This window comes from Streptomyces sp. SID5464 (assembly GCF_009862985.1).
Lineage (GTDB): Bacteria > Actinomycetota > Actinomycetes > Streptomycetales > Streptomycetaceae > Streptomyces > Streptomyces chartreusis_D.
Genome location: NZ_WWIQ01000073.1, coordinates 45,870 through 60,764, shown reverse-complemented (window position 1 = coordinate 60,764; position 14,895 = coordinate 45,870). Strand labels below are relative to the sequence as shown.

The 14,895-nt window shown below is 69.7% G+C and carries 14 protein-coding genes and 1 tRNA gene; 12 read left to right on the top strand and 3 right to left on the bottom strand.

The features are described 5' to 3' along the window. The first annotated feature begins 9 nt into the window (after window positions 1-9). The 5 genes from GTY47_RS35185 to GTY47_RS35165 all read left to right on the top strand — a co-directional run bounded on the left by GTY47_RS35185 (window position 10) and on the right by GTY47_RS35165 (window position 3,454). Window positions 10-204 (top strand): hypothetical protein, encoded by a 195-nt coding sequence (locus tag GTY47_RS35185; RefSeq protein WP_010040218.1) that lies wholly within the window; start codon window positions 10-12, stop codon window positions 202-204. A 14-nt stretch (window positions 205-218) separates the two neighbouring features. Beyond that, window positions 219-464, top strand: a complete 246-nt coding sequence (locus GTY47_RS35180; RefSeq protein ID WP_010040216.1) for a hypothetical protein — start codon at window positions 219-221, stop codon at window positions 462-464. 130 nt (window positions 465-594) lie between these two features. Beyond that, a complete protein-coding gene (locus GTY47_RS35175; RefSeq protein ID WP_010040214.1) occupies window positions 595-1,914 on the top strand; it encodes a replication initiator in 1,320 nt (439 codons plus the stop codon). Beyond that, complete coding sequence (locus tag GTY47_RS35170; protein WP_010040212.1) at window positions 1,890-2,084, top strand: helix-turn-helix domain-containing protein; 195 nt, start codon at window positions 1,890-1,892, stop codon at window positions 2,082-2,084. The genes GTY47_RS35175 and GTY47_RS35170 overlap by 25 nt, the downstream gene beginning before the upstream one ends. Then, window positions 2,081-3,454 carry a tyrosine-type recombinase/integrase gene (locus GTY47_RS35165; protein ID WP_010040209.1) on the top strand — a complete coding sequence of 458 codons (1,374 nt, stop codon included), beginning with the start codon at window positions 2,081-2,083 and terminating at the stop codon, window positions 3,452-3,454. The genes GTY47_RS35170 and GTY47_RS35165 overlap by 4 nt, the downstream gene beginning before the upstream one ends. Window positions 3,455-3,712: 258 nt before the next feature. Here the strand turns inward: GTY47_RS35165 and GTY47_RS35160 are convergent, their stop codons facing one another. The 3 genes from GTY47_RS35160 to GTY47_RS35150 form a co-directional block, all read right to left on the bottom strand. Further along, window positions 3,713-4,054: a hypothetical protein gene (locus GTY47_RS35160; protein ID WP_158688413.1), complete on the bottom strand. Its 342-nt coding sequence runs from the start codon at window positions 4,052-4,054 to the stop codon at window positions 3,713-3,715. Between the two features lie 361 nt (window positions 4,055-4,415). Then, window positions 4,416-4,796, bottom strand: a complete 381-nt coding sequence (locus tag GTY47_RS35155; protein WP_040903237.1) for a hypothetical protein — start codon at window positions 4,794-4,796, stop codon at window positions 4,416-4,418. Window positions 4,797-5,300: 504 nt separating this feature from the next. Further along, window positions 5,301-5,372 (bottom strand) — tRNA-Arg (locus tag GTY47_RS35150). 115 nt (window positions 5,373-5,487) lie between these two features. Here GTY47_RS35150 and GTY47_RS35145 point away from each other — a divergent pair. From GTY47_RS35145 to rho, 7 genes are all read left to right on the top strand, one after another. After that, window positions 5,488-6,024: a response regulator gene (locus GTY47_RS35145; protein ID WP_231911236.1), complete on the top strand. Its 537-nt coding sequence runs from the start codon at window positions 5,488-5,490 to the stop codon at window positions 6,022-6,024. A gap of 126 nt (window positions 6,025-6,150) precedes the next feature. Further along, window positions 6,151-7,251 carry an ArgS-related anticodon-binding protein NrtL gene (gene nrtL / locus GTY47_RS35140; protein WP_010040203.1) on the top strand — a complete coding sequence of 367 codons (1,101 nt, stop codon included), beginning with the start codon at window positions 6,151-6,153 and terminating at the stop codon, window positions 7,249-7,251. A 16-nt stretch (window positions 7,252-7,267) separates the two neighbouring features. Next, window positions 7,268-8,659, top strand: coding sequence for a diaminopimelate decarboxylase (gene lysA, locus GTY47_RS35135; protein ID WP_010040201.1), 1,392 nt, complete (start codon window positions 7,268-7,270; stop codon window positions 8,657-8,659). Between the two features lie 178 nt (window positions 8,660-8,837). Continuing rightward, window positions 8,838-10,130 (top strand): homoserine dehydrogenase, encoded by a 1,293-nt coding sequence (locus GTY47_RS35130; protein WP_029181191.1) that lies wholly within the window; start codon window positions 8,838-8,840, stop codon window positions 10,128-10,130. A 6-nt stretch (window positions 10,131-10,136) separates the two neighbouring features. Further along, on the top strand, window positions 10,137-11,195 hold the full coding sequence (gene thrC / locus GTY47_RS35125; RefSeq protein ID WP_010040197.1) for a threonine synthase: 1,059 nt from the start codon (window positions 10,137-10,139) through the stop codon (window positions 11,193-11,195). A 314-nt stretch (window positions 11,196-11,509) separates the two neighbouring features. After that, a complete protein-coding gene (thrB, locus tag GTY47_RS35120) occupies window positions 11,510-12,439 on the top strand; it encodes a homoserine kinase (protein WP_010040193.1) in 930 nt (309 codons plus the stop codon). A gap of 402 nt (window positions 12,440-12,841) precedes the next feature. Then, window positions 12,842-14,893 (top strand): transcription termination factor Rho, encoded by a 2,052-nt coding sequence (gene rho, locus GTY47_RS35115; RefSeq protein WP_010040189.1) that lies wholly within the window; start codon window positions 12,842-12,844, stop codon window positions 14,891-14,893. Window positions 14,894-14,895 lie beyond the last annotated feature (2 nt).

Genomic DNA, 14,895 nt, shown 5'->3' with positions numbered 1-14,895 from the left:
GAGACCGCTGTGACCGTCTCGCTCCCGCTCGTCTTCGTCCTGGGCGTCATCGCCTGGGCCGCGATCAAGTTCCTCAGCATCCGTCTCTGGGTCGCCGTGGTGATCGCTCTGTTCGGCTTCTGGCTCTCTCACACCTTCCTCGCCCCGGCCATTGAGTCCGGCACCCGTTCGGGGGTCGGCGTGGTCAACGGCCCCCACAAGTGACAAGGAGGTCCACCATGTTCCGTCCCAAGCTGCCCGACGTCCCGACGCTGCCGACGACACCCGTCGTCCCGCAGCAGACGCAGGTTCCGGTGCCATCCGCGGGCCGGTCGCTCACTCCGTACGCGGGCGCGGTCGCCGGTGTGGTGGTCGTCGGCATTGTGCTCACCGCGCTCCTGGCGGCCGTCGCCGTCACGGCCGTGTCCGTGGCCATCGCCGCCGTGGTCCTGCGCTCCCTGCTCAACGGCGCGAACAAGCGCTGACCGGCCGCCGGGGCGGTAGCAAGCCGCCAAGCATCCCGCCGCCCCGGGGCCGCCCCTCCAACCGTCGAAACAGCAGAGAGGAACACCCATCATCACCCGGCAGACTCCGCCCCCGCTGGCGGAACTCTCCATGCTGGCTTCCCTCGGCAACCTGCCCGAGCTGGCCCACCAACTCTCCGGCCTGGGCGGCTGCACCCACCCGGTCCGCCTCGACGGCCACCGCACCGAGTACGCGATCAACACGACGACCGGCGAGATCGGCAACGTCCTGCGTCACCTGGACTCCGCCAGCCTCCCCGCCGGACAGCTCCTCGTCCGCTGCAACAACCGCCGCGCAACCCGGTGCGCGGCCTGCGCCGAGACCTACCGTCGCGACACCTACCACCTGATCACCGCCGGACTGCGCGGCGGCAAGTGCACCTCGGAACAGGTGGCGGCGCACCCGCGCGTCTTCGCCACCTTCACCGCCCCGAGCTTCGGACCGGTCCACAACCGTCCCTCGGGCGGCCGGGACTGCCGCTGCGGCATCCGCCACGACGAACAGGATCCCGCCCTGGGCACTCCGCTCGACCCGGACACCTACGACTACGAAGCGGCCGTCCTCTGGAACGCGCACGCCGGTGCCCTGTGGCGGCGCTTCTCGATCTACCTACGCCGGGAGGTCGCCAAGCGCGCCGGCCTCACACAGCGGGCGTTCCGGCACCACGCGCGGGTCTCCTTCGCGAAGGTGGCCGAGTACCAAAAGCGCGGTGCCGTCCACTTCCACGCGGTCATCCGCCTCGACGGCCCAGAGGGCGGCGACACCGCACCTCCGACCTGGGCCACCGCCGACCTGCTCACCGACGCCATCCAGGTCGCGGCCACGGCTGCGCGCCTGGACGGACCGAAGATCGACGGCCGGGCGCATCGCTTTGTCTTCGGCCGTCAGCTCGACGTGCGCACGATCCGCTCCGCCGACTTCGACGACGGCCAGGAGCTGACCGAACGGGCCGTAGCGGCGTACATCGCCAAGTACGCCACCAAGGGTGCCGAGACAGCGACCGGCACCCTGGACCGGCCGATCCGCTTCCTCGCCGAGCTGGCCCAGGCCCGGATCACCGAGCACGCCCGGCGCATGATCCGAACTGCCTGTTCCCTCGGTGCTCGCCGCGAGCTGGCAGACCTCCGCCTTCGGGCGTGGGCGCACATGCTCGGCTTCCGAGGCCACTTCTCCACCAAGTCCCGCCGCTACTCCACGACCCTCGGTGCACTCCGCGACGCCCGTGCCGAGTGGCGCCGGGCTCAAGCGGCGCCGGCCGTCCCGCAGGACGGCGAAACCACGCTCGTCCTTGCCCACTGGGTGTTCGCCGGCACTGGCCTCAGCCATGGCGAAACCTGGCTTGCCGCCTCACTCGAAGCCGCCCCTGGAACGGAAGGAGAACCAACATGGACCGCCGTCGAGACGAACTGATGACCGTCCGCCAGGTCCTGGATGAGCTGGGCGGAGTCTCTCGCCGGACGTTCTATCGCTGGCGCGAGCTCGGATACGGGCCTGCCGCCTTCAAGTTGCCCAACGGGGAGCTGCGGGTGTGGCGGAGTGACTTCACCGCGTGGCTGCGACAGCTGGAGGCGGCGGCGTGAAGTCTCTCGACGTCAAGGTCTGGGGCGTACGCAAGCGGGACACCAAGACGCCCTCGTACGGCGTCCGCTGGTCCGTCGCGGGCAACGTCTTCTCGGACTCGTTCCGTACCAAGGCGCTCGCTGATCACTACCGAGCGAAGCTCATGCGCGCCATGCGGGACGGCGAAGAGTTCGACACGGAGACTGGCCTTCCGGCCTCTATGGAACAGAAGAAGTCGCCGTTGTCCTGGTACGACTTCGCCCTCAGGTACCTCGCGATGAAGTGGCCCCACGCTGCGCCCAACACGCGAGACGGCATCAACGAATCCCTTACCAGCGTGACCATGGAACTGCTTGTGGAGCGCGCGGGGAGGCCGTCCGACGAGGAGATCCGTAAGGCATTACGCAACTGGGCCTTCGTGCTGCCAGGGCCGAACGAGCGAGAGGTCCCGGAGAACGTCCGGAACGTTCTGCACTGGGTGGCAAAGGCATCCCGACCGCTTGCGGATCTCGCTGAACCCGCAACGGCCCGTGCGGTGCTGGACGGGCTGAAGCTGAAGCTCGACGGCACCGCCGCAGCCGCTGAGACCGTGCGGCGGAAGCGGCGGACCCTCGTCAACGCTGCGAACTACGCGGTCGACCTGGGGGAGCTCCGTGAGAATCCGATCACGGCGGTGCGCTGGCAGAAGCCCAAGGTCTCGAACCAGGTCGATCCGCGCGTTGTCGCCAACCCGGAGCAGGCCCGCAATCTCCTGGCAGCGGTGTCCTACGTGGGTGGCTACCGGCGGGCTCGCGGTCGGCGCCTCGTCGGGTTGTTCGCGGCGATGTATTTCGGTGGCCTCCGTCCTGCTGAGGCGGTCGGCCTGGTGGAGACTGACCTCGTGCTCCCCATGCAGGGCTGGGGGTCAGCGCTGCTCCACCGGACCCGTCCTTCGGTCGGCAAGCAGTGGACCGACTCGGGGGAGACGCACGACGACCGCGGACTCAAGAATCGGCCGACCGAGGACGTTCGGCCCGTGCCCATCCCGCCCCAGCTCGTCGCCGTGCTGCGCGATCACCTGGCCACCTTCGGCACGGCGGAAGACGGGCGGCTCTTCTTCAGTGAGAAGGGCTCGGTCGTCCCGTCCTCGACCTACTACCGCGTGTGGCAGGAGGCTCGGCTCCTGGCGCTCCCGCCGGCCGTAGCGGCCTCGCCGCTCGCGAGTCGGCCGTACGACCTTCGGCACTCGGCGCTGTCGACGTGGCTCAACGCCGGAGTCGACCCGACTGAGGTTGCCGAGCGCGCCGGCAACAGCGTTGAGGTCCTGCTGACCCGCTACGCGAAGTGCCTCGATGGACGGCAGGACGTCGCCAACCGCCGCATCGAGGACCTCCTCCGCGAGTACGAGTGAGACAACCTGCACCCACACTGAGGCCTCAGGCACGCCGCCTGGGGCCTCCGTCGCTTTTCTACCCGCGCTGATGCTTGGTTAGTAAAGAGTGAGCTGAGTCGCACTGCCTGTAGTGCGGTGGCTTCATCTCGCTTGCTACTGGCACGTCGGCAAGTTCAATGCGGGAGCGCAGGGGGCCGTGTGAAGCTGCACGTCACGGGCTGGAAGCGGCACGGACATGATCGGCGACTGAGAGTGCGCAGGGCCTGTCAGCCAGTCTTAAACTTCGTCGGAATCTTTATCGCCCTCGCCACTCTTCGGATTGTCACCATCCGAGTTCATGGATTTCTCAACTTCAGCCTTAAACTGTTTTTCTGCCTCGTTAGCCAGTGCTTCGCGAGCCCTTTTGTCATCCAAGGAACGTCTCACGGTGACTGCAACTCCGCCTGCTGCTAGTGTGCCTACCACCCCTGCTCCGGCACCTAGTGCGGCACCTTTCCTAAATACTCCTGGGGATGCCTTCGCTACGGCGGCATCTTGGATGATCTTGATCAAGGCGTCGACGCCGCCTGCTCGTTTTGCTGCTTCGACGATGTCCTGATACTTACCTAGGTTCCCCATCTTGCACCCTCCTCGAATCTGTGTTGTTCCCTGCCGCGCAGCGTGGATCCTCCTGATCAGTCCCACCCGGGCGCGGAGCACCACCCATGCCCTTTGCCCGGCGGCGGCGAGCCGGTGACTGCAACTTCATCACTGCCGAGTGGAGCAGCCCAGGTCAGTAGCGACATCCGTGCCCGTGTCCCGGTCGGCGATAACTATCAGGTTCCTTGACCCCCACATCAACGCTTGAGAGGAGGATTGCCGCCGCGCCTAGCACGCCAGGATCTCCTGCTCCTCCTCGCTCAACTCGATCGCGAGCGTACGGTCCACTCACTCGCGCCGGTGTGGCAGCGCGGGCAGTGGACTACCAAGCAGAGCCCACTCACGAGTCCTTGGCCTTGACCTTGACGACCCTCCGGCCACGAGTGGTCTCGGCCACGTGCTTAGAGACGAGTAGATCCACAACTGCTTCGACCGCGGGTACGTCCTCCGGATCGATGCCCCGTAGTAGCTGGACGATATTCCGCAGGTGCTCGGGGACCTCGTCGTCGGGACGGACGCCGCACCACTGCTCGGCGACCATCTCGGCTACGCGACGTTCTGACACTTCCAGGGCCATGGCGAGGTGCGGGAAAAGCCCGGGCTCAGGTGGGTCTTTGATCTCCAGCCAGTACATCTTGTTCCACCAGGTGACCGACCGCTTGAAGCCACAGTCCGCAGCCATCCGCTGGTAGGTCTTCCCCCGCTTGTGCAGTTCCGTCACTCGGTTCGAAAATGCATGTCCCATGGTTGAGGAGCATCAGCTCAGAAATACGAACTGTCAACTCTCGTTGAAATCAACTGGCCCTTGTGCTAGCTAGGTTGCGCGGCGCGGGGTCCGCCAGCTCCTGCTCGCGGTCGGCGCGCCGGTTCTGTTCCGCGGCATCGGCCCGACTGGCGCGCTGGCTGAGCACTGCGCCGCCCAGTGTCCGCCAAGCGTGCCTGCGGCGCTGATGAGCGTGATAGCAAGCGTCGTCATGTCCACGAGGTCCCCCAACCGTCCATCCGCCGTCCATGCGAGGCGGGGGCTCAGGGACAGCCCGTCGCCAATCGCTCGCTTGACCCTAGCGAGCCTCATTACCTGCGGCGATGCTTCAAGATCCCGCCCACGCCTCGTCCACAGACCCCGACATACGCCCGCTCCGGGCGGCATACGCCTGCACAAACACGAAGACCCCGGCCTCAGCGTTTCCGCTGGTGACGGGGTCTTTGGGCACCTCATACAGGGTGCCCCCGGCAGGATTCGAACCTGCGCACACGGCTCCGGAGGCCGTTGCTCTATCCCCTGAGCTACGGGGGCGTGTCGTTCGCGTTGCTCGCGGCGACGGGTAGAACACTACCAGCTCGCTCGGGGTGGTCATGAACGGGTTTCCGCTGTCGGGGGCGGGGTTGTGGGGGCCCCGGTCGGGGTGGAAGTGGGGAAAACCCGGACGCGGTGGCCGGGGCCGACCTACTCTCGAGTTGTGCCAGGCGCGTCGGGCCGGGTGCTTGTTGTGGACGACAACAAGGTCATCCGGCAGTTGATCAGGGTCAACCTCGAGCTGGAGGGGCTGGAGGTCGTGACCGCGGCCGATGGTGCCGAGTGTCTTGATGTCGTTCATCAGGTGCGGCCCGATGCCGTGACCCTCGACGTCGTCATGCCCCGGCTGGACGGGATCAGGACCGCCGCTCGCCTGCGAGCCGATCCGCGTACCCGTGACGTGCCCCTCGCCATCATCAGCGCTTGTACGCAGTACGAGGTCGAGGCCGGGCTCGAAGTGGGCGTCGACGCCTTCCTCGCCAAGCCCTTCGAGCCCGCTGAACTCGTCGGCATGGTGCGTCAGTTGATCGAGCGGGAGCGGAGTGAGGGCAGGCCGGGGGGCGGCGGTGGTGCCGGTGGCGGTGGTGCGCCCGCTTACGGGTCCGTCCTCGGTGCGGGGGAGGCCGAGCGGGCCGGGAGTGCCGGCGGGTGATGCATCGGCCGGGCGTGGATGGCCGGACCAGGGCCGCGCACGGCTCTGCCGCCCCGCGTCCACATCCCGGACCCTCCCTGAAACCGGCTCGCATACCCACCCCCCTCCTCCCATACGCTTGTCCCCGTGACCCCCGTCGAGCTCTCCCGCACCGTGCTGCACGCCGTGCGTCGCGCTGTCGACGAGGGTGAGCTCAGCGTGACCGTGCCGGAGCGGGCCGTGGTCGCTCCGCCGGGGCCCGGGGGCTGTGGCGACTACGCCACCAGCATCGCCCTCCAGCTGGCCGGCGCTGCAGGGCAGCCGCCGCGGCGCGTGGCCGAGATCCTGAGGTCGCGTCTCGCGGATGAGACCTCCTTCGCCGATGTCGTCGTCACCGGGCCCGGATTTCTCAACTTCAGCCTGGAACGCAACGCCTCCGCACTCCTCGTCGACGAGATCCTCCGGCATGGGCGGCGGTACGGCCACGCCGAGGGATTCAGCGGGACCGTCGTGCAGCTCCGGTGCCCGGCAGAGGTCCGTGCCGTCGTCGTCACGGATGCCCTGGCCCGAGTGCTGCGCAGCCAGGGCGACGCCGTACGCGTCACGTGCGACGGCCGGCCCGCGCCGGAGTGGGAGACCGTCCTAGGTGTGGACGGCGGCCACTCTGGTGGCCATTCGGGCGGCCACTCAGGTGGCCATTCCGGGAGCCGTCCCGGCCGTCGCGGTAGCCGCACCCTCGCCGACCTCGACATCACCATCCGCCCCGTCCCGGCCCCGGCCGACCCCCTTCCCCTCGGTCGCGACGCCGCCCGCTGGGCCCTGCTCCACCCGGCCGCCCACGACCGGCCCCGGATCCCCGGCGATCACCTGGTGCAGCGGGAGGCCAACCCTCTCTTCCGCGTCCGGTACGCCCACGCCCGCACCCGGGCACTCCTGCGCAACGCCGCCGACCTGGGCTTCCACCCCGAGCCCGGCCCCGTGAGCGACGCGGAGGCACTGCTCGCCGCCCTCGGCGACCACCCCCGCGTCCTCACCGCCACCGCCGCCCACCGCGGCCCCGACCGCCTGGCCCGGCACCTCGTCACCGTCGCCGACGCCACGCTGCCCCTGCTCCCCGCCGTGCTGCCCCTCGGCGACGAGAAACCCTCGGCCGCCCACCGCGCCCGGCTCGCCCTCGCCGAAGCCGCCGGGGCGGTGCTGGCCGGTGGCCTGTCCCTGCTCGGCATCGACGCACCCGACCACCTCTGAGAGACGCATACCGATCATGAGCCGTTCCGCACACCCCGCCGGGCCCCGTCACGCCGACGTCCTCCCCGAGGGCCACTACTCGGCCCCGCCCGCCGACCTCAACGTCCTGGACCCCAAGATCTGGGCGCAGACCGTGACGCGTGACGAGCACGGTGTCGCCACCGTCGGGGGGATCTCCGTCACGCAGCTCGCCGAGGAGTTCGGCACTCCGGCCTACATCCTCGACGAGGCCGACTTCCGGGCCCGCGCGCGTGCGTGGCGCACCGCGTTCGGGGCCGGTGCCGACGTCTACTACGCCGGCAAGGCGTTCCTCTCCCGTGCCGTCGTGCGCTGGCTGCACGAGGAGGGGCTGAACGTCGACGTCTGCTCCGGTGGCGAGCTGGCCACCGCCCTCTCCGCCGGCATGCCCGCCGACCGCATCGCCTTCCACGGCAACAACAAGTCCGTCGACGAGATCACCAGGGCCGTCGAGGCCGGCGTGGGGCACATCGTGCTCGACTCGTTCCAGGAGATCGCCCGCGTCGCCCACATCGCGCAGAGCCTCGGGAAGCGGCAGAAGGTCCTGATCCGGATCACCGTCGGCGTGGAGGCCCACACCCACGAGTTCATCGCCACGGCCCACGAGGACCAGAAGTTCGGCATCCCGCTGGCCGGCGGGCAGGCCGCCGAGGCCGTACGCCGTGCCCTCCAGCTCGACGGGCTCGAACTCGTCGGCCTGCACAGCCACATCGGTTCGCAGATCTTCGACATGTCCGGGTTCGAGGTCGCCGCCCACCGGGTCGTCTCACTGCTCAAGGACGTCCGCGACGAGCACGGCGTCGAGCTGCCCGAGATCGACCTCGGCGGCGGGCTCGGGATCGCGTACACGAGTGACGACGATCCGCGCGAGCCGCACGAGATCGCCAAGGCGCTCCAGGAGATCGTCAGCCGTGAGTGCGATGCCGCCAAGCTGCGCACGCCGCGCGTCTCCGTCGAGCCGGGCCGCGCCATCGTCGGCCCGACCGCCTTCACGCTCTACGAGGTCGGCACCATCAAGCCCCTCGACGGGCTGCGGACGTACGTCTCCGTCGACGGCGGCATGTCGGACAACATCCGCACCGCGCTGTACGACGCCGAGTACAGCGTGACGCTGGTCTCGCGCACCTCCGACGCCGAGCCGATGCTCGCCCGGGTCGTCGGCAAGCACTGCGAGAGCGGGGACATCGTGGTCAAGGACGCGTTCCTGCCGGCCGACCTGGCACCGGGTGACCTCATCGCCGTACCGGCCACGGGCGCCTACTGCCGGTCGATGGCCAGCAACTACAACCACGTGCTGCGGCCGCCCGTCGTCAGCGTGCGGGACGGCGAGGCCCGGGTGATCGTCCGCCGTGAGACGGAGGAGGACCTGCTGCGTCTCGACGTCGGCTGAGCCGGATGACGTCGGCTGAGCCGGGCCGGCAGCGGACCGGCTGCGGGGCGGAAGATCTCCTGTCTTCCGCCCCCGTACAAATGAAATAGACGTCTCACGATCCGGACCGGGGGCAGAAAGTCCCGTCCGGTGAGTGAGACTGGTTCCACCGTAGATGGTAATGAGGAAACGAGGTCGGATGATGCGTACGCGTCCGCTGAAGGTGGCGCTGCTGGGCTGTGGAGTGGTCGGCTCAGAGGTGGCGCGCATCATGACGACGCACGCCGACGACCTCACGGCCCGGATCGGGGCCCCGGTGGAGCTGGCGGGCGTGGCCGTGCGCCGGCCCGACAGGGTCAGGGAAGGCATCGACCCGGCCCTCGTCACCACCGACGCCACCGCCCTCGTCAAACGCGGCGACATTGATGTCGTCGTGGAGGTGATCGGCGGGATCGAGCCGGCGCGGACCCTCATCACCACCGCCTTCGAGCACGGTGCCTCCGTCGTCTCCGCCAACAAGGCGCTGCTCGCCCAGGACGGGGCGGCCCTGCACGCCGCCGCCGAGGAGCACGGCAAGGACCTCTACTACGAGGCCGCCGTCGCCGGTGCCATCCCGCTGATCCGGCCGCTGCGCGAGTCCCTCGCCGGCGACAAGATCAACCGGGTGATGGGCATCGTCAACGGCACGACCAACTTCATCCTCGACAAGATGGACTCGACCGGCGCCGGCTACCAGGAGGCCCTCGACGAGGCCACCGCCCTGGGCTACGCCGAGGCCGACCCGACCGCCGACGTCGAGGGCTTCGACGCCGCCGCCAAGGCCGCCATCCTCGCCGGCATCGCCTTCCACACGCGCGTGCGCCTCGACGACGTCTACCGCGAGGGCATGACCGAGGTCACCGCCGCCGACTTCGCCTCCGCCAAGGAGATGGGCTGCACCATCAAGCTGCTCGCCATCTGCGAGCGGGCCGCGGACGGCGCGTCCGTCACCGCGCGCGTGCATCCCGCGATGATCCCCCTGAGCCACCCGCTGGCCTCCGTGCGCGGCGCCTACAACGCCGTGTTCGTCGAGTCCGACGCCGCCGGGCAGCTCATGTTCTACGGCCCCGGAGCGGGCGGTTCCCCGACGGCCTCGGCCGTGCTCGGCGACCTCGTCGCCGTCTGCCGCAACCGCCTCAGCGACGCGACCGGACCGGGGGAGTCCGCCTACGCCGCGCTCCCCGTGTCCCCGATGGGCGACGTCGTCACGCGCTACCACATCAGCCTCGACGTGGCCGACAAACCGGGTGTTCTCGCCCAGGTGGCGACCGTCTTCGCCGAGCACGGTGTCTCGATCGATACGGTTCGCCAGCAGGGGAAGGACGGCGAGGCGTCCCTCGTCGTCGTCACGCACCGTGCGTCCGACGCGGCCCTCACCGGGACCGTCGAGGCGTTGCGCAAGCTCGACACCGTGCGTGGTGTCGCCAGCATCATGCGGGTTGAAGGAGAGTAACCAGCAATGACCCACCAGTGGCGCGGAATCATCGAGGAGTACCGGGACCGGCTGCCGGTATCCGACACCACGCCGGTCGTGACGCTCCGCGAGGGCGGCACGCCGCTCGTGCCCGCGCAGGTGCTCTCCGAGCGCACGGGCTGCGAGGTCCACCTCAAGGTGGAGGGCGCGAATCCGACCGGGTCCTTCAAGGACCGCGGTATGACCATGGCCATCACCCGGGCCAAGGAAGAGGGCGCGCAGGCCGTCATCTGCGCCTCCACCGGCAACACGTCGGCCTCCGCCGCCGCGTACGCCGTGCGGGCCGGGATGGTCTGCGCCGTGCTCGTGCCGCAGGGCAAGATCGCGCTCGGCAAGATGGGCCAGGCCCTCGTGCACGGCGCGAAGATCCTCCAGGTCGACGGCAACTTCGACGACTGCCTCACGCTCGCGCGCGGCCTGAGCGACAACTACCCCGTGGCGCTGGTCAATTCGGTCAACCCGGTACGTATCGAAGGCCAGAAGACCGCCTCGTTCGAGATCGTGGACATGCTCGGCGACGCGCCCGACATCCACGTCCTGCCGGTGGGCAACGCGGGCAACATCACGGCCTATTGGAAGGGCTACACGGAGTACGCCGCCGACGGCGTCGCCACCCGGACCCCCCGGATGTGGGGTTTCCAGGCCTCCGGCAGCGCCCCCATCGTGCGCGGCGAGGTCGTCAAGGACCCGTCGACCATCGCCACCGCCATCCGCATCGGCAATCCGGCCTCCTGGCAGTACGCGCTCGCCGCGCGGGACGAGTCGGGCGGCGTCATCGACGAGGTGACGGACCGTGAGATCCTGCGCGCCTACCGGCTGTTGGCCTCGCAGGAGGGCGTCTTCGTCGAGCCCGCGTCCGCCGCGTCCGTCGCCGGTCTGCTCAAGGCCGCCGAGCAGGGCAAGGTCGACCCGGGGCAGCGGATCGTGTGCACCGTCACGGGCAACGGTCTGAAGGACCCCGACTGGGCCGTCGCCGGTGCCCCGCAGCCGGTCACCGTACCCGTCGACGCGGCGGCCGCGGCGGAGCGCCTGGGCCTCGCCTGAGGCGCCTCGGCCCGGTCTGACGTGCGCCGACGCATCGAGCGCCGGTGTAACGCTCGACACGGTCCGGCGTAAGACGGCGCTTGCCCGGGGAGGTTCCCTACGGGGGGTGCACAGGGGGCTTACGACACGCATCGTGCGCCTCCTGTGCGCCCTATGTCGCCACAGAACCTTCCTTCGATAGGCTGTACTGAACCCGCCCGCCGCATATGCCGCGGAGCCGCGCCGTCTCCGCGGCCCCCAGGGTTCTCGTACGCCATCGAATGTCCGTCCCACGTCATTCGACAATCACGCAGCTCAAGGAGAGTCATCGAGCGATGGCCGGTCCAGCGTTCCGCGCCGCCGCCGTCCGGGTGCGCGTCCCCGCCACCAGCGCCAACCTCGGCCCGGGCTTCGACGCCCTCGGCCTCGCGCTGGGGTTGTACGACGACGTGGTCGTCCGGGTGGCCGACTCCGGGCTGCACATCGACATCGCGGGTGAGGGCAGCGAGACACTCCCGCGCGACGAGCGGCACCTTCTCGTACGTTCCCTGCGCACCGCCTTTGATCTGCTGGGCGGGCAGCCGCGCGGCCTGGAGATCGTCTGTGCCAACCGCATTCCGCACGGCCGGGGCCTGGGCTCCTCCTCGGCCGCCATCTGTGCCGGCATCGTCGCCGCGCGTGCCGTGACCATAGGCGCCGAGGCCAAGCTCGACGACACCGCGCTGCTGGAGCTCGCCACCGAGATCGAGGGCCATCCCGACAACGTCGCCGCGTGCCTGCTGGGCGGCTTCACGCTGTCCTGGATGGAGGGCGGCGCGGCTCGGGCGATCAGGATGGAGCCCGCCGATTCCATCGTTCCGGTGGTTTTCGTGCCCGGGAAGCCGGTACTCACCGAAACCGCGCGCGGCCTGCTCCCGCGCACCGTGCCGCACGTCGACGCGGCCACCAACGCGGGCCGTGCCGCCCTGCTCGTCGAGGCCATGACGCGGCGCCCCGAGCTGCTGCTGCCCGCCACCGAGGACCGCCTGCACCAGGAGTACCGCGCCCCGGCCATGCCCGAGAGCGCGGCGCTGGTGGAGCGGCTGCGGGCCGAGGGCGTCCCCGCGGTCATCTCCGGTGCCGGCCCGACGGTCATGGCGCTGGCCGACGCCGGCACCGCCGACAAGGTCGAGGCCTTGGCGGGCGCGGACTGGGCCGCCAACCGGCTGAGTCTCGATCCGCAGGGCGCGGTTGTGCTGCCGCTCGCGACCTCCAGTGACATTTAAAAGCGCACGGTTGCCGGATTTCGAGAGGGGGAATGTTTGTTGGATCCGGTAGTGTTAACCTCAAGTCTGCACCCGACCCCACCATGGCGAGGTGCCTCGTGTCCCCGTCCGGGACAGACATTCTTCCGGGAGCCCCCCAAGCCGCACTGTGTTCCGTACGTCGGACCGTACGCCGTACACGGACACTGAGCGGGGCGCAGGGCACGCTCCGGAACCGGTGCGACCACGCCGCGTGACACTGACACTGGGTGCCACGGCATATGGAAGCGCCATCACCAGATTCCTCCGCCGCTGAGGCGGACCACCGCCCCGGCACGGTTCACACCACACGGACCGAAGCCGGACAGCACAACCGGTCGCCGAGCCAGACAGGCCGACGTCCGCTCCAGGGAAGGACCCTTCGTGAGCGACACCACCGATCTGATGGGCGCACGTGTCGAGGAGACCGCTGCCGCGCCCGCCACGGACGCCTCCGCGCCTGCCACCGGTGCCGGCTCCCGGCGGCGCCGCGGTACCGGCCTCGAGGGCATGGTGCTGGCCGAGCTGCAACAGGTCGCATCCGGCCTCGGTATCAGGGGCACCGCGCGCATGCGCAAGAGCCAGTTGATCGAGGTCATCAAGGAGGCGCAGGCGTCCGGCGGCGCCGCTCCGGCCGCGAAGGCCGAGGCCCCCGCCGAGACCAAGCCGAAGCGCCGCGCCACCTCCCGGACCCGTACGGGGGACAACGCCGAGAAGGCGGAGAAGAAGGCGGACGCGAAGCAGGCTTCCGAGGCCCCCGCCGAGAAGGCCGACCAGGCCGAGAAGGCCGTGGCCCAGCAGCAGATCGAGATCCCCGGCCAGCCTTCTCCCAAGGTCTCGGCTTCGCTCGACCAGGGAGGCGCCCCCAGCGACGACGCGCCCTCCGAGCGCCGCCGTCGCCGGGCCACCGCCGACGCCGGCGCCCCGGCCGGCGCTCCCGAGACGGTCGCCACCGAGGCGAAGAACGAGTCCAAGGGCGACCCGCAGGGGCAGCAGCAGTCCCAGAACGACCCGAAGTCCGACGCCGGTGACGGCGGCGAAGGCCGGCGTCGCGACCGCCGTGACCGCGGCCGTGACCGCGACCGCGACCGCCGTGGCAACAAGGGCGACGACCAGCAGGGCGGTCAGCGCGGCCAGCAGAACCAGCAGCAGGGCGGCGGCCGTCAGGACCGTGACCGTCAGCAGCAGGACGACGACGACTTCGAGGGCGGCCGGCGTGGCCGTCGCGGGCGTTACCGCGACCGCCGGGGCCGTCGCGGCCGCGACGACGTGCAGGAGCCGCAGATCGCCGAGGACGACGTCCTGATCCCCGTCGCGGGCATCCTGGACATCCTCGACAACTACGCCTTCATCCGTACGTCCGGCTACCTGCCCGGCCCGAACGACGTGTACGTCTCCCTCGCCCAGGTCCGCAAGAACGGCCTGCGCAAGGGTGACCACATCACCGGTGCGGTCCGCCAGCCGAAGGAAGGCGAGCGCCGCGAGAAGTTCAACGCGCTGGTGCGCCTGGACTCCGTCAACGGCATGGCGCCCGAACACGGCCGTGGCCGCCCGGAGTTCAACAAGCTCACGCCGCTGTACCCGCAGGACCGCCTCCGTCTGGAGACGGACCCGGGCGTCCTCACCACCCGCATCATCGACCTGGTCTCGCCCATCGGTAAGGGCCAGCGCGGTCTGATCGTGGCCCCGCCGAAGACCGGTAAGACCATGATCATGCAGGCGATCGCCAACGCGATCACGCACAACAACCCCGAGTGCCACCTGATGGTCGTCCTGGTCGACGAGCGTCCGGAAGAGGTCACCGACATGCAGCGGTCGGTCAAGGGCGAGGTCATCTCCTCGACCTTCGACCGCCCGGCCGAGGACCACACCACGGTCGCCGAGCTCGCCATCGAGCGCGCCAAGCGCCTGGTGGAGCTGGGCCACGACGTCGTCGTGCTGCTCGACTCGATCACGCGTCTGGGCCGTGCGTACAACCTCGCCGCCCCGGCTTCCGGCCGCATCCTGTCCGGTGGTGTCGACTCGACGGCGCTGTACCCGCCGAAGCGCTTCTTCGGTGCCGCGCGGAACATCGAGGACGGTGGCTCGCTCACCATCCTGGCCACGGCTCTCGTCGACACCGGGTCCCGCATGGACGAGGTGATCTTCGAGGAGTTCAAGGGCACCGGCAACGCGGAGCTCAAGCTCGACCGGAAGCTCGCCGACAAGCGCATCTTCCCGGCGGTGGACGTCGACGCGTCCGGCACCCGCAAGGAAGAGATCCTGCTCGCCAGCGACGAACTCTCCATCGTCTGGAAGCTGCGCCGGGTGCTGCACGCCCTCGACCAGCAGCAGGCCGTCGAGCTGCTCCTCGACAAGATGAAGCAGACGAAGTCGAACGCCGAGTTCCTGATGCAGATCCAGAAGACCACCCCGACGCCGGGCAACGGCGACTGAGG

Coding starts and splice junctions, on each gene's coding strand:
- lysA (WP_010040201.1), top strand. CDS start 7,268: ATGAGCCGTTCCGCACACCCCGCCGGGCCCCGTCACGCCGACGTCCTC.
- GTY47_RS35175 (WP_010040214.1), top strand. CDS start 595: ATGCTGGCTTCCCTCGGCAACCTGCCCGAGCTGGCCCACCAACTCTCC.
- GTY47_RS35130 (WP_029181191.1), top strand. CDS start 8,838: ATGATGCGTACGCGTCCGCTGAAGGTGGCGCTGCTGGGCTGTGGAGTG.
- thrC (WP_010040197.1), top strand. CDS start 10,137: ATGACCCACCAGTGGCGCGGAATCATCGAGGAGTACCGGGACCGGCTG.
- thrB (WP_010040193.1), top strand. CDS start 11,510: ATGGCCGGTCCAGCGTTCCGCGCCGCCGCCGTCCGGGTGCGCGTCCCC.
- GTY47_RS35180 (WP_010040216.1), top strand. CDS start 219: ATGTTCCGTCCCAAGCTGCCCGACGTCCCGACGCTGCCGACGACACCC.
- GTY47_RS35170 (WP_010040212.1), top strand. CDS start 1,890: ATGGACCGCCGTCGAGACGAACTGATGACCGTCCGCCAGGTCCTGGAT.
- GTY47_RS35160 (WP_158688413.1), bottom strand. CDS start 4,054: ATGGGGAACCTAGGTAAGTATCAGGACATCGTCGAAGCAGCAAAACGA.